This is a genomic window from Bacillus sp. B2-WWTP-C-10-Post-4 (genome assembly GCF_009183805.1).
In the GTDB taxonomy this organism is placed as follows: domain Bacteria; phylum Bacillota; class Bacilli; order Bacillales; family Bacillaceae_G; genus Bacillus_A; species Bacillus_A cereus.
The window spans coordinates 1-13,405 of the sequence record NZ_WEII01000016.1 but is presented as its reverse complement, the minus strand read 5'-3'; the positions used below and the strand labels follow the sequence as shown (position 1 = coordinate 13,405).

Here is a 13,405-nt window from a genome sequence, read left to right as displayed (position 1 = left end):
TCGTTTTTTATTTACAAAATGGATAGAATATATCCGCCAAAAGCTCCAAGTATAACGATAACCCAAGGCGGTGCTTTCCAAAAAGCTAGTAAGCAAAAAAGAAGCGAAGCGAAAATGAAATCTGAAGCATTTATAATTGTACTCGTCCAAATGGGATCGTAAAAAGCGGCAATTAAAATACCAACAACTGCGGCGTTAACACCAAGTAGTGCGCCTTGTATGAATGATATTTTTCTCACATTGTTCCAAAATGGTAAAACACCAATAACGAGTAAGAAAGCAGGGAGGAAAATCGCAATTGTTGCGATTATTGCCCCAAGCGTCCCGTTTAACACTGCTCCTATATAAGAGGCGAATGTAAATAGTGGTCCTGGTACTGCTTGTGTTAATCCGTATCCAGCTAGGAACTGTTCTTTCGTCATCATTCCGTTTTGTACGAACTCACCTTCAAGAAGGGGCAGCACGACGTGTCCTCCTCCAAATACAAGTGCGCCAGAGCGATAGAAACTGTCAAATAAAGCGATGTAATAAGAGAACGGTCTTAATATTGGTAGCAGTAGTAATAGTCCAAAGAATAAGACGAGGCAAGAAACTGCTATCTTTTTTGAAATAGGTACTCTTATATTTTGAGATTGGCTAATTGGTTGGTTGCGATATAAAAACCAACCGATAAAGCCACATATTATAATAAGGATGACTTGTGTCCAACTACTTGGCCATAATAAGGCGATTGCGGCAGTTACAATCGCAATCGTTGCACGATTTCGATCTGGAGTTAACTTTCGCGCCATTCCCCATATGGCATGAGCGACAATAGCGACTGCTACAAGTTTTAGTCCATGAATCCAGCCAGCACTTCCAAGATCGAACTGATTAAGGAATGAGGCGAAGAAAACCAAAACAAGCACAGACGGTAAAGTGAATCCAATCCATGAAATAATAGCTCCTAATAGACCGCCCCGTAATAATCCAACCCCCATACCGACTTGACTGCTGGCAGGACCGGGAAGGAATTGACATAGTGCTACTAAATCTCCATAGCTTCGTTCATCCATCCATTTTCTTTTTTGCACGTATTCGTGGTGGAAATAGCCGAGATGAGCGACAGGACCGCCGAATGAAGTAAGTCCTAATTTAAATGAGACGAGAAAAATCTCTAATAATGTATGAAAAGTGTATTTGTTAGTTTTCAATGGAACCTCCTATAATGTTTTTCTATGTGCATTATACAAGAGACTTTCAATCTACAGGAACAATCACAATGTAAAGATTTTGTGAATCTTTTCTTTGTAATTAAAATTGAAAAAGTCATAAATGATTATGTTTAAACCATAAAGTAGTAGAAGTAGTGCTGGGAAATTTATATAAGGAGAATGCCTTATGACAACACATTTCTTTGCCAGGTTAACAGGTAAGAGGGAAGTGCCTCCTGTAAATACAGAAGCTTTTGGGGTAGCAGAGTTTATTTTTAGTGATGATTTAACGAAATTGCATTACAGAGTAATACTAAAAAATATAGAAAAGGTTACATCGTGTCAAATTCATTTAGGGAAGTCTACTCAAATTGGTCCTGTTGTTTTATATTTGTATGGTCCACTGGAGCAAGGGATTAGCTTGAACGAGGGAAGTATTACTGGTGTAGTGAATGTAGAGGATTTTGAGGGACCTTTACAAGGGAAATCATTCGTACATTTACTTCAAGAAATTATTCAAGCAAATGTATATGTTAATGTCCATACGAAATCACAAAAAAGAGGAGAAATAAGAGGGCGAGTTAGAAAAGTAAAGAAATAGAGGAAAAGGCTGTCCATATGTTGGAACAGCCTTTTCTCATTATATAAGGTGCTAGTTTTAGCAATTATTGTCGGTAAATCGATATATTTTGAAAATCGCTGATATAATCTGAGTTACGCCGATATATTTTGAAAATCGCTGATATAACTCACGTTACGGTCGATATTTTTAAAAACGGCCTCAATTAATTTTTAACAGGCTGATTTTTAATAAAGAAGTCCATAACATAAAATACTTCGTCATCAGGTATTTGTATTTCAAATGTGTTTTCAATTGGTTGCAACGCTTTTTTTACTTTCATATACATCCAGTACTCATCTTGTCTTCTTTTCTCTTTATCAGGGTGAGGAAGAAGGCTTTCTCCTTTTTGAAGACGGTCAACCATACAGCTCATATGCAGAATAACACCCATTAAGCTATCAGGAGTTAGCTGTAAGGAAATTAATTCCTGAATTGTATTTAATGCGTAACGAATTGTTTTGATAAGTAATGCTCCATCGTTACGCTGCATTTGTTGTTCAAGAATATCCGCCATTTTTGCATATGTTTCTTCATACGTAATTAATTCTTGAATTGGCTGAATCGCTGTGTAGTTTACGATGTCTTGGAAATGATATGTTAAGCATGGTACTTGCACATCGAAATTCGTGACGATACAAATGATGTTACGCTCTTTTTTTATGTTCTCAATCATTTTCGTTAAATCTTTTTCATGGACGATACTAATTGGAATAATTTCAATTAAGTCTTTATCAAATCGTAAATAGTTCTCTAACATTTTTTGAATAGCTAAAGCACTTCCTTCACCAGTTAAGCAAGCTGTTAAAATAACAGATTTCATTGGAGAGAGAGGTTTTTTCTTTTCTTCTTGTACGTTTAAGTAAAATGGTGTTAAATTTTTTACTGTTTCATACAGCGCATCTAATGAATAACCGAGCTGAGCTTTTCGAGCTGCTTCTAGTGCGTGTGGTGTGCTCGTCATCGAGAGAACACGTACAGGGATTTTGAACTCCGTTTCTAATATGTCACCGATATAAGCAAGTGACCCCATATCGACAAGTAAGAGAAGCCCATTTACATTTTGTAGTGTTTTCATATACACTTTCACACGTTCCAAGAAATCTTTCGGTGATTCGTGTAACGGCATATCAATACCGGTTACTTCCTCAATGCCGAGAAGTTCGTTTGCGACGTTTGCCATTTCAGTTGCGATGCCATTACCGTGTGCTAATATTAATACTTTTACTTCTGTTTGTGAGGCAGGAATTGGATCAACAACGAAGAACATTGTTAAAAAGCCAGCTTCATCAATAGGCATTGTTATTTGTAATTCTTCCTCCAGTAGTTGAATGCATTGCATAGCTACGGAAAAAGCTTCTTTATATTTCGTACGAATTTGATTTAATTGTGGGTGATGTATTTGTTTTCCGCTTTGTAAACGTTGTAGAGTTGTCTGTACATGTAAACTTAAAGCGAGAAATACTTTTTCATCAAACGTCTTAGATAAATGCTTTTCAGCAAGTTCCGCTATTTTTTCACATACGGAAACGATATTACGATCCACAATTTTAAAAACATTTTCATGGCTTGTTTTTTTTGATATTTGGTTAAAATATTGTAAGAAAAAGCTTTGAACATCATTTTCTATTAGTAATTCTAATTCTTCCTCTTCAATACCACGTGCTTGAAGTTCTTCGTATTTATAATCAATATAATCGTAAATAGAAGAGCGTTTTTCATCTTCTGTTTTATGATTACTCCAACCTTCCTCACCTGTAAATACAAATGTTTCATTTGGTATTTGGTATAAGTGACGGCTCTTCCTTTCAATGAACAACCCTTCTTTCATATACCAAGGTAAATCTGAACTTGAAACATAGACAGAATCACGTTTCTTTGTGACCAAATCAGAATAGGCTTTCGCACAGGCAATTTGAACATCTGTTTTTAATTGACCAATGTTATTGGGACAATTGTAAAAGACGAAAGCACGCATTGCATTTGGGCTAACGTGAATGTCTTTTCGCAGACGAATTGCTTCATTTGTGAAAAATAGCTGTAGTAAAGCAAAGCGCTCTTTATGTGTACGCTCACGAAGTGGTGGCAGCGTAACAGTCATTGGTATACGTCTTGTAAATGTTTTTAATAAAAATGAATTTGGTTCTTCTGTTGTTGCAGTAATGATTAATACTTGTGCTTTACGTTCGTTCTCTGTTTCTCCAAGGCGGCGGTATACTCCGCGGTCAATAAAGGTGAAAAGCATTTCTTGTCCCTCTGGAGGCAGGCGATGTACTTCATCTAAGAAAAGAATTCCTTCATGTGCTTTTTCAATTAACCCTTTTTGATCACTTGCTCCTGTATAAGCTCCTTTTTTAATCCCAAATAATTGCCCGAGTAGTAACTGTGGATTATTTGCATAATCAGCACAGTTAAATACGATAAATGGTGCATCTTTTGGAAGCTGTTCAACTTCAATTGCATATTCGTGCATTAAAGAAGCAAACATAGACTTTCCGACCCCTGTTTCTCCCAGTAGTAAAGTATGCATACCGTTTGGAGGATAGAGAATAGAAGCTTTCGCTTTTTCAATTGCAATTTTAAGGCTCGTATTTTCAATTGCAAATGTATCTAATGAAGTTATGTCTTTTGAATGCGTTTCCAACGAGGTGTTCGTTTCTATGTAAAAACGAACAGGTCGCGTATTTGTTTTTAATAAACGTTTATCTTTTACAAGTTTGTTTAAATCGCTACTTACATTGGCGCGATCTAGTTGCAAAAATGTAGCGAGTTCTGATGCGGTTACACCTTCTGTATAATTGCCTTTTTGTATTGCGTTAAAAATGAGATCTATTCGTTTCATTTCTATTCACCTCGAAACTTCATCACTATTTAAAATTTTACACAAAAATGGGAAGGGTGGGAAGAGAAAAATAAAACAGCTTTAGCACATAGGCGCTAAAGCTGTTACAATCTTGTGTCTTTCCAAAAATTCACTTTGAGATGAGAAGAAGGATTATAGGGAAGAAGTTTGTATCCTTGTGACTGTAAGTAATCAATTACTTTTGGCAGTATTTGTACGGTTACACTCGAATCATGCATTAAAATGACTTCGACTTGTTCATCACTTTGATTACGTACTCTTTCGAGTATGGCAGAAGGATTGTCATAGCTTTTCCAGTCGTATGTATCGATCGTCCAATCCCACATTTTATACTGGGCCGATACAAGTGCGTCACGGTAATTCTTTTTTAAGTAAGGCATACTACCATATGGAACGCGAACGAGATGTGTATTTAATTTCGTAACTTGCTGGACAATGCTTTGTGTTTGCTCCATTTCTGCAATTAAAGTGGAAGGGTCACCAGTGTAAAGGCGTTTTACATCATGTGACATGCTGTGGAGCCCGATATAATGTCCTTCTTTAATTAATCGTTGCATCGTTTTTGTGTAATGTGGCACTTTTCCGCCAATAACAAAGAAAGTTGCTTTTCCGTTCTTTTCTTTTAAGATGTTTAAAATTTGTGTAGTATATTTGTTTGGCCCGTCATCAAATGTTAAGTACGCAATTTTTTGTGTAGGAGAAGTTGTTTCAGTATTTGGATGATATTCAGCAGGAAGAACAGTTGTTGCTTCAGTATTAGATGATACGTACATAGTAATCGTTAAAAATAAAATAATACATTGAAATACTCGCTTGATCATAACATTCACCCTCAGTTTGACAATCAATATGTAAAAAAGAAAACTTGATACTTTTCTTATTATGTATATCTTTCTCCAATAGAGGAACTCTCAAACAATCTATATTTTGGAAATATAAAATGAGAATAAAAAATAGCATCCTCTTATAAGAAAGAGGATGCTATTTGAATATTTCATAATTGAAAAGGCTATACTACAATTAGTCTTCGCGTTTTTTCACTTTTTTATAAAAGGAAATGATTGGTTTGTAGCGTTCATGTACAAGCCCGATTATTTCAGCGATGATTTCTGTGAAGAAAATCAAAGCGAAAAGAAGAATAATGGATAACCATAACGTTGCACTAGTGAAAATAATGGCATTTACACTAAAGAAAATACCGAATGCGTATATAATTAGTACCGTTTTGCGATGAGAGAATCCCATTGCAAGTAAGCGGTGATGTAAATGTGATTTATCTGGTGCTGAAATAGGTTTTTTATTTACGATACGACGGATGATTGCAAATATCGTATCAAATATAGGTACACCTAAAATGATAATTGGAACGATAAAACTGAATAACGTTACACTTTTGTATAATCCAAGTAACGATATAACAGAAATACAGTATCCTAAAAATAGGGCTCCTGTATCTCCCATGAAAATTTTTGCTGGATGGAAGTTGTAGAATAAAAATCCAATTGTACTTGCTAATATAATTAATGCAAGTGGCAAGATAATAGCTGTTCCAGTACCCCATGGGCTAGTGAAGGCCATATATGCTAGCGTTGCAAGTACGATAGATGAAATCCCAGCAGATAATCCATCTAAGCCGTCAATTAAGTTGATTGCATTCGTAATACCTACAAGCCAAAATACTGTAATTGGATAAGCAAGCCATCCAAGTTCAGTATCCCCAAGGAATGGGATATATAATACTTGCACTAATAATCCACTTTTTACAATCATAATGGCAACTAACAGTTGCCCACCGAATTTTACTCTCGCAGATAACTCGTACATATCATCTAAAATTCCGATGATTACAATGATAATCGCACCTAGCGTTATCGATAACATTCTTTGTTCATATAAGCCGCCGACAACAAATCCTACAGCTACACCAATAAATATTGCCAACCCGCCAAGACGTGGCATAATCTTTTGGTGCACTTTACGTGCGTTTGGCTTATCTGTCGCTCCTATTTTAAAAGCTAATTTAATAACTAAAGGAGTAACGACGAGTACAGTGATGAATGATGCCAAAATGGCATAAATCACTTGTGAGTCCATTAATACCCCACCCTTTATAGTCTAACGTAATTTTTTTTTGAAAATATATTTATCTGAAAATTATGATGTTTATTTACAGGCTCATAACATATGGTATCACAAAAAGATTAGAATTCAATCTTTTTTTCTTTTTACGGTTAATGGAAGCGGATAGAATATATGACAATTGTATATAGAATGTTGAATCATATAAGAAGGTTAATCGTACTGGGCTTTGGAATGTAACATTTCCTCTTTTTCTTCAATAGTGAATACTTTTATTTCAGTATTATAAGTGTTGCACGTAGAAATGAGTAAGTTTCGTGTTAAAATGTGGGAATTTATCAAGCGTGAACTGGCAGCCGGATTCTCACTGATTAAGTTTTACTTTATAGTGCATTTAATTTTACAAAAACTTTAAAAAAAATAAGGGAAGTAATTCATATAATGAAGAAGGAAAAGGGTTTTCTCATTTTTAATATGAGAGGGGGAAGCACAGGAAGAGTTCTATATTTCATATCTTTTCTATTGTAAATTCCTGTGCGAAAAGGAAATGAAAATTACGATAGTAGGTACTGGATATGTTGGATTGATTACAGGAGTAGGATTGGCAAAATTAGGGCATTCAGTTACATGTTTTGATATAGATGATGAAAAAATTGAACGGATAAAACAAGGGGATTTACCTATTTATGAGGCAAGATTACATGAATTAATAAATTATGCATATGAGAATAATGCTTTAACTTTTACATCAAATAAAGAAGAGGCATTTGATGATGTAGAGTTTATATTTATTGCAGTTGGAACACCACCTTTATTAGATGGGACGGCAGATTTAACGTATATTCAGAGTGCTTGTAACGATATTGGATTATATGCGACGAACGATATTATTGTTGTTACGAAAAGTACAGTTCCAGTAGGCACAAATGATGTAATGAAGGGATGGATTGAGGAGAAGTTAAAAGGGAGGCATACAGTACATATCGTATCGAATCCAGAGTTTTTGCGTGAGGGTTCAGGTATTTATGATTTCTTTCATGGAGATCGTATTGTAATTGGAGCGGATATTAAGGAAGTAGCAAGAAGAGTAGAGAGTTTGTATAGTCAATTATGCTTAGAAACGTATGTTACAGATATTAAAAGTGCGGAGATGATTAAATACGCGTCGAACGCCTTTTTAGCTACAAAGATTAGTTTCATTAATGAAATTTCAAATATATGTGAGAAGGTAGGCGCGAATGTATTGGATGTTGCCAAAGGGATGGGAATGGATAAGAGAATCGGTGCATCTTTTTTAAATGCGGGCATTGGCTATGGAGGATCGTGTTTTCCGAAAGATACGAAAGCGCTGGTGCAAATTGCGGGAAATGTTGCTCATGATTTTCGTTTGTTAAAAGCAGTTATTGAAGTAAATAATAAGCAACAGCTGCTATTGATTGAAAAAGCGAAAAAAGTTATGAACATGAATAAAAAGCGAATTGCAGTTCTTGGCGCATCCTTTAAACCGAATACGGATGATATTAGAGAGGCATCATCTCTTATTATAATAGAAGCATTAATTAATATAGGTGCAAATATTGTTCTTTATGACCCAAAAGCAATTCAATATGTAAAGAATATATTTGGAGATGCTATACAATATAGTAGATGTATAGATGAATCGATTAGAGATGCGAGTGCGGTTTTTATCGTAACAGAATGGGGAGATATTCAAACTTATCCGTTAGAAAAGTACGTACAACTTATGAGGGAGCCTATTTTATTTGATGGGAGAAATTGTTATACTGATGAAGATGTTAAGAAACAAAAGATAGATTATTACTCGGTGGGAAGAAAAAGTATTTGTAATAGAAAAGTTTCTGTTATGCGTTAAAAAGGGATGTACTCATGCATATTTTTATATGTCATAATAGAAGCTGTAATTAGTGAAAGAAAAGAGGCAATCACATGACTGAACGTTTAAAAGTAATGACAATTTTCGGGACACGTCCAGAAGCAATTAAAATGGCACCTCTTGTATTAGAGTTGCAAAAACACCCAGAAAAAATTGAATCGATTGTGACTGTAACAGCACAACATCGCCAAATGTTAGATCAAGTATTAAGTATCTTTGGAATTACGCCAGATTTCGATTTAAATATTATGAAAGACCGCCAAACTTTAATTGATGTTACAACGCGTGGTTTAGAAGGTTTGGATAAAGTAATGAAAGAAGCGAAGCCGGATATTGTACTTGTACATGGTGATACAACAACAACATTTATTGCAAGTTTAGCTGCTTTTTATAATCAAATTCCAGTAGGGCATGTTGAAGCGGGCCTTCGTACATGGGATAAGTATTCTCCATACCCAGAAGAGATGAATCGTCAATTAACAGGTGTAATGGCGGATCTCCATTTCTCACCGACAGCAAAATCAGCAACGAACTTACAGAAGGAAAATAAAGATGAGTCACGTATTTTCATTACAGGAAATACAGCGATTGACGCGCTACAAACGACTGTAAAAGAAACATATAGTCATCCTGTACTAGAGAAACTTGGAAATGATCGTCTTGTACTTATGACAGCTCACCGCCGTGAAAACTTAGGTGAACCGATGCGTAATATGTTCCGTGCAATTAAGCGTCTTGTTGACAAACATGAAGATGTACAAGTTGTGTACCCTGTTCATATGAACCCTGTTGTTCGTGAAATAGCAAATGAAATTTTAGGTGAACATAACCGTATTCATTTAATTGAGCCGCTAGATGTAATTGATTTCCACAATGTTGCAGCTCGTTCATACTTAATGTTAACGGATTCTGGTGGTGTACAAGAAGAAGCTCCATCACTTGGTGTACCAGTTCTTGTTCTTCGTGATACAACAGAGCGCCCTGAAGGTATTGAAGCAGGTACGCTGAAATTAGCAGGAACAGACGAAGAGACAATCTTTGGTCTTGCTGATGAGCTGTTATCAGATAAAGAAGCTCATGATAAGATGGCGAAAGCATCTAACCCTTACGGTGATGGTCGTGCATCAGAGCGTATTGTAGAAGCAATTTTACAGCACTTTAATAAGTAAATAAAAAAGGCCCAATCGCATAGATTGGGCCTTTTTGTTACGGCTGATTGCGCATAATCCACTCTGCATGAGCATTTGTAGAAGGTGGCGGATCAGTTGGTGTTTTATTTTGGTTTGTTGCTTTTTTTGTTTGTTCGTTAGAATTAGAATTTGAATCAGGACTTGAGTTGTTTTTTGTAGTTGGTTTTTTTGCTTTTTCTCCTAATTCTTTTTCAATTTCGTTACGCACCGTTTCTACACTGATTGGATCTGGAAGGAAGTAATAAATACCGCCTATCTTTTTGTCTTCGCCTTCAAGCTTTAACGTTTGCATTGTAGAAGGATCAAATCCAGAAAGTTTATTGTAAAGAGCAAGTCCGTCTGAAATAGGAATGTCGGTTTTTATATATTTTCCAACGACAGCTGTTAAATCTTTAATTTTAAATACAGTAGAGGTGGAGTTTAGCTTTTGGGCAACAGCGGCCAGTAATTGTCTTTGTCTAGCAGCTCGACCATAATCGCCATTTGGATCTTGCTTTCGCATACGGACATAAGCAAGTGCTTCTTCACCGTTTAAATTTTGCTGTCCTTGCTTAAATTGAATTTTTTTGTAGTAATCCACGTCAGAGCGCTCCCAGAAATCGAAGGGTACGTCAACGGTAACACCGCCAACAGCATCAACGATACCTTTAAAGCCTTGGAAATCAATTTTAATATAATGGTCTACAGGAACTTTTAGAAAACCTTCTACAGTTTTGATTGCCATTTCCTCTCCACCGTAAGCATGGGCGGCATTAATTTTGTCTTCTTTTCCCTTTCCGACAATCGGAACGCGGCTATCACGAGGAATGCTCATAAGCGAAATCTTTTTAGTTTTCGGATTGACTGTTGCAAACATTAATGAGTCTGTACGACCATTTTGACCATCTGTCGCATAATCTTCTATACCCATAATGAGAATTGTAAAAGGTTCCTTTGTAATTTCTACATCTTCGTTTCTTAAATCCGATTTTTCACGAGTAAAACCACTATACATCCCCATAAGAGAAGAGTAAGAATTTAACACATAAACTCCTATACTGCCAAATAAAAATGCGAAAATAAGGAAGAAGAAAAGTTTCCTTCTTCGCTTCTTTTTTATTCTGCTATTTTGGAGATGATAATAACGTTCTTCCATATATAATCTCCTTAGTTCGTTAGTTCATTTGTAGGGAAGTAATTCACTACATTAATCTTTGAAGGTGATAAATGGGTTATTCTTAGATAACATCTTGTTCTAAGTACAACATATCTCCTTCTGTAATTGTACATTTCCCGTTTGTTAATTCAATCATCCAATCTGTAAATGCTTGTTTGCCGTCTTCTTCTACATACGTATCAAATGTGACATTTTCTAGATAATGAATATCTTTAATGGCATATTTTGAATTGCGTAATTCATTTTCCACTTTGCCAAGTAATGTGTAATCAATCTCGGTTTGCATCACACGCATTAGTTTTCGCTGGACAACACCGACATGATTAATGCCTTCGCTTGTACACTTTCCATATGCACGAATTAATCCACCTGCGCCAAGTTTAATGCCACCAAAATAGCGTGTTACGACGACGACGGTATCTTTTAGTCCGCGTTTTTTTAGTACCTCTAACATTGGTACGCCAGCTGTACCGCTAGGCTCACCGTCATCATTTGCCTTTTGAATATGATCTTGTTCGCCAATTAAATAAGCGGAACAATTATGTGTTGCATTCCAATGTTGTTTTTTTATTTTTTGTATAAATTCTTGAGCCTCTTCCTCAGTTGTTGCTCGGCTAATATAACAAATAAATCTTGATTTTTGAATGACGATTTCGTGTTCGCCGTAGTCTTTGATTGTAAAATATTGTAATAGCACTTGTGTACGCCCCTATCTATCAAAATGACTAGTACTTTCCATTTTAAAAGCGAGCCTTTTTATATTCAAACATTTTTTCTAAATATGCTGAAGTTTTTGGTGAGTATTTTATCTTTTTGTTGTAATTTGTCGAGATGGTAGGTATAATTTCAACCGGCATTTTCATGTATGGATGCACCATTTGTAGTTTTCGTGTAAAATTAGGAAATAAAACTTTTTATAAGGCAGGTACGAAAATGAAAATAGCTATTGTTACTGATAGTACGGCATATATACCGAAGCAAATTCGTGATGAACTCAATATATATATGATTCCATTAAACGTTGTGTTTGGAACAGAATCTTATCAAGAAGAAGCTGAAATTTCAGCAGATGATTTTTATGTGAAAGTACGTGAACAAGAGGAACTTCCAAAAACTTCTCAACCAGCAATCGGAAAGTTTGTTGAGCTATATGAAGAACTAGCTAAAGATTATGATGCAGTTATTAGTATTCACCTATCAAGTGGAATTAGTGGTACATATCAAACATCAACAACAGCTGGACAGATGGTAGAAGGTATTGATGTATACACGTATGACTCTGAAATTAGTTGTGAAGTACAAGGATTTTATGTGCGTGAAGGTGCAAAGTTAGCAAGTGAAGGAAAGAATCCAAAAGAGATTATCGCTCGTTTTGATGAAATGAAGAAAACGATGGACGCCTATTTTGTAGTTGATGATTTACATCATTTACAACGTGGTGGTCGATTAAATAGCGCGCAAGCTTTCATCGGCAGTCTGTTACAAGTGAAGCCAGTTTTATATTTTAGAGATAAAATCATTATTCCGTTTGAAAAGATTCGTACACGTAAAAAAGCATTAAAACGTATCATTGAAATTTTTGATGAGCAAGCAAGTAAAGGTGTACCTATGGAAGCAGTTATCATTCATGCGCAACGTGAAGAGGAAGCGCATGAATGGAAGAAAGAATTAGAAGCAAAATATCCTCACGTCACAATTCGTACAGGTTATTTTGGAGCTGTAATTGGTACGCACTTAGGTGAAGGTGCATTAGGTCTTGGATGGTATACGAAGTAATAAAGATATAAAAAGCTCTCTTTTTAAGAGGGTTTTTTTACGGGTATGTTACGTTTAGTTGACAAGTTAATATTTGGAAATGGTAAAATGTACGTAAAATAAAATAATGAGGAAAGTTTTATAACTTACTTTTTACAAGAAACTATATTATAATGGAGGAGAGGTGAAACATATGGAGCATAATTCTTGTTTATGTCCAAAGTTTGAGTCAGCTTTTACTCTGCTTAGTAAGAAGTGGACTGGCTTAATTATTAAATCTTTGCTTGAAGAGTCGAAACGTTTTAGAGAAATCGCAGATATTATCCCAAATATGAGCGATCGTATGTTGTCAGAGCGTTTGAAGGAATTGGAAAGCGAGGGCATTGTAGTTCGTAATGTCTATCCAGAAGTACCAGTTCGAATCGAGTATGGCTTAACTGACAAGGGAAAAGCGTTAGAAAGTGTTATGGATGAGGTCCAAAATTGGGCTGAGAAATGGATGAAGTAGTATTTCATTTGTATTCGTATATTTAATAAAACGTAAGGGATTCCTTACGTTTTTTCTTTGTTTATAGAAGTGAGAAAAGTATATAAATTTCTACACATACATACAAAAATATACGCATTTTGCGCTAGAGCTACATATAATATTACAT

11 protein-coding genes are annotated in these 13,405 nt (G+C 35.5%); 5 read left to right on the top strand and 6 right to left on the bottom strand.

Annotated features, from left to right (window positions below):
* Positions 1–11: 11 nt before the first annotated feature.
* Positions 12–1,193, bottom strand: a complete 1,182-nt coding sequence (locus GBN78_RS09780) for a chromate transporter (RefSeq protein WP_070184469.1) — start codon at positions 1,191–1,193, stop codon at positions 12–14.
* Between the two features lie 187 nt (positions 1,194–1,380).
* Between GBN78_RS09780 and exsM the strand changes: the two genes are divergently transcribed.
* Entirely contained in the window at positions 1,381–1,794 is a 414-nt protein-coding gene (exsM, locus tag GBN78_RS09775) for an exosporium regulatory protein ExsM (protein ID WP_000207046.1), read from the top strand.
* Between the two features lie 184 nt (positions 1,795–1,978).
* Here the strand turns inward: exsM and GBN78_RS09770 are convergent, their stop codons facing one another.
* The 3 genes from GBN78_RS09770 to GBN78_RS09760 all read right to left on the bottom strand — a co-directional run bounded on the left by GBN78_RS09770 (position 1,979) and on the right by GBN78_RS09760 (position 6,769).
* Complete coding sequence (locus GBN78_RS09770) at positions 1,979–4,654, bottom strand: sigma-54-dependent transcriptional regulator (protein ID WP_070184468.1); 2,676 nt, start codon at positions 4,652–4,654, stop codon at positions 1,979–1,981.
* Between the two features lie 104 nt (positions 4,655–4,758).
* Positions 4,759–5,496, bottom strand: a complete 738-nt coding sequence (locus GBN78_RS09765; RefSeq protein WP_070184467.1) for a polysaccharide deacetylase family protein — start codon at positions 5,494–5,496, stop codon at positions 4,759–4,761.
* A 199-nt stretch (positions 5,497–5,695) separates the two neighbouring features.
* Entirely contained in the window at positions 5,696–6,769 is a 1,074-nt protein-coding gene (locus GBN78_RS09760; protein ID WP_000378319.1) for a glycosyltransferase family 4 protein, read from the bottom strand.
* Between the two features lie 532 nt (positions 6,770–7,301).
* On the opposite strand from GBN78_RS09760, the gene GBN78_RS09755 reads away from it, so the two are divergent.
* Entirely contained in the window at positions 7,302–8,627 is a 1,326-nt protein-coding gene (locus GBN78_RS09755; protein WP_076774596.1) for a UDP-glucose dehydrogenase family protein, read from the top strand.
* 74 nt (positions 8,628–8,701) lie between these two features.
* Positions 8,702–9,817 (top strand): non-hydrolyzing UDP-N-acetylglucosamine 2-epimerase, encoded by a 1,116-nt coding sequence (gene wecB / locus GBN78_RS09750; protein ID WP_000140145.1) that lies wholly within the window; start codon positions 8,702–8,704, stop codon positions 9,815–9,817.
* 37 nt (positions 9,818–9,854) lie between these two features.
* On the opposite strand, the gene GBN78_RS09745 is transcribed toward wecB, so the two are convergent.
* Both GBN78_RS09745 and GBN78_RS09740 read right to left on the bottom strand, forming a co-directional pair.
* The gene (locus GBN78_RS09745) at positions 9,855–10,973 is read right to left on the bottom strand and encodes an LCP family protein (protein WP_000392785.1); all 1,119 of its coding nucleotides are present in this window, start codon (positions 10,971–10,973) and stop codon (positions 9,855–9,857) included.
* Positions 10,974–11,055: 82 nt separating this feature from the next.
* Complete coding sequence (locus GBN78_RS09740; RefSeq protein ID WP_000926665.1) at positions 11,056–11,691, bottom strand: YigZ family protein; 636 nt, start codon at positions 11,689–11,691, stop codon at positions 11,056–11,058.
* Between the two features lie 236 nt (positions 11,692–11,927).
* Here GBN78_RS09740 and GBN78_RS09735 point away from each other — a divergent pair, with 236 nt between their 5' ends.
* Positions 11,928–12,770, top strand: a complete 843-nt coding sequence (locus GBN78_RS09735) for a DegV family protein (RefSeq protein ID WP_002103834.1) — start codon at positions 11,928–11,930, stop codon at positions 12,768–12,770.
* 172 nt (positions 12,771–12,942) lie between these two features.
* Entirely contained in the window at positions 12,943–13,257 is a 315-nt protein-coding gene (locus GBN78_RS09730) for a winged helix-turn-helix transcriptional regulator (RefSeq protein ID WP_000400857.1), read from the top strand.
* Positions 13,258–13,405: the final 148 nt, after the last annotated feature.

Bases quoted from the DNA above. Each gene is read 5' to 3' on its own strand.
- GBN78_RS09735 (WP_002103834.1), top strand. From the start codon at position 11,928: ATGAAAATAGCTATTGTTACTGATAGTACGGCATATATACCGAAGCAA.
- GBN78_RS09745 (WP_000392785.1), bottom strand. From the start codon at position 10,973: ATGGAAGAACGTTATTATCATCTCCAAAATAGCAGAATAAAAAAGAAG.
- GBN78_RS09755 (WP_076774596.1), top strand. From the start codon at position 7,302: ATGAAAATTACGATAGTAGGTACTGGATATGTTGGATTGATTACAGGA.
- GBN78_RS09765 (WP_070184467.1), bottom strand. From the start codon at position 5,496: ATGATCAAGCGAGTATTTCAATGTATTATTTTATTTTTAACGATTACT.
- GBN78_RS09760 (WP_000378319.1), bottom strand. From the start codon at position 6,769: ATGGACTCACAAGTGATTTATGCCATTTTGGCATCATTCATCACTGTA.
- GBN78_RS09770 (WP_070184468.1), bottom strand. From the start codon at position 4,654: ATGAAACGAATAGATCTCATTTTTAACGCAATACAAAAAGGCAATTAT.
- exsM (WP_000207046.1), top strand. From the start codon at position 1,381: ATGACAACACATTTCTTTGCCAGGTTAACAGGTAAGAGGGAAGTGCCT.
- GBN78_RS09730 (WP_000400857.1), top strand. From the start codon at position 12,943: ATGGAGCATAATTCTTGTTTATGTCCAAAGTTTGAGTCAGCTTTTACT.
- wecB (WP_000140145.1), top strand. From the start codon at position 8,702: ATGACTGAACGTTTAAAAGTAATGACAATTTTCGGGACACGTCCAGAA.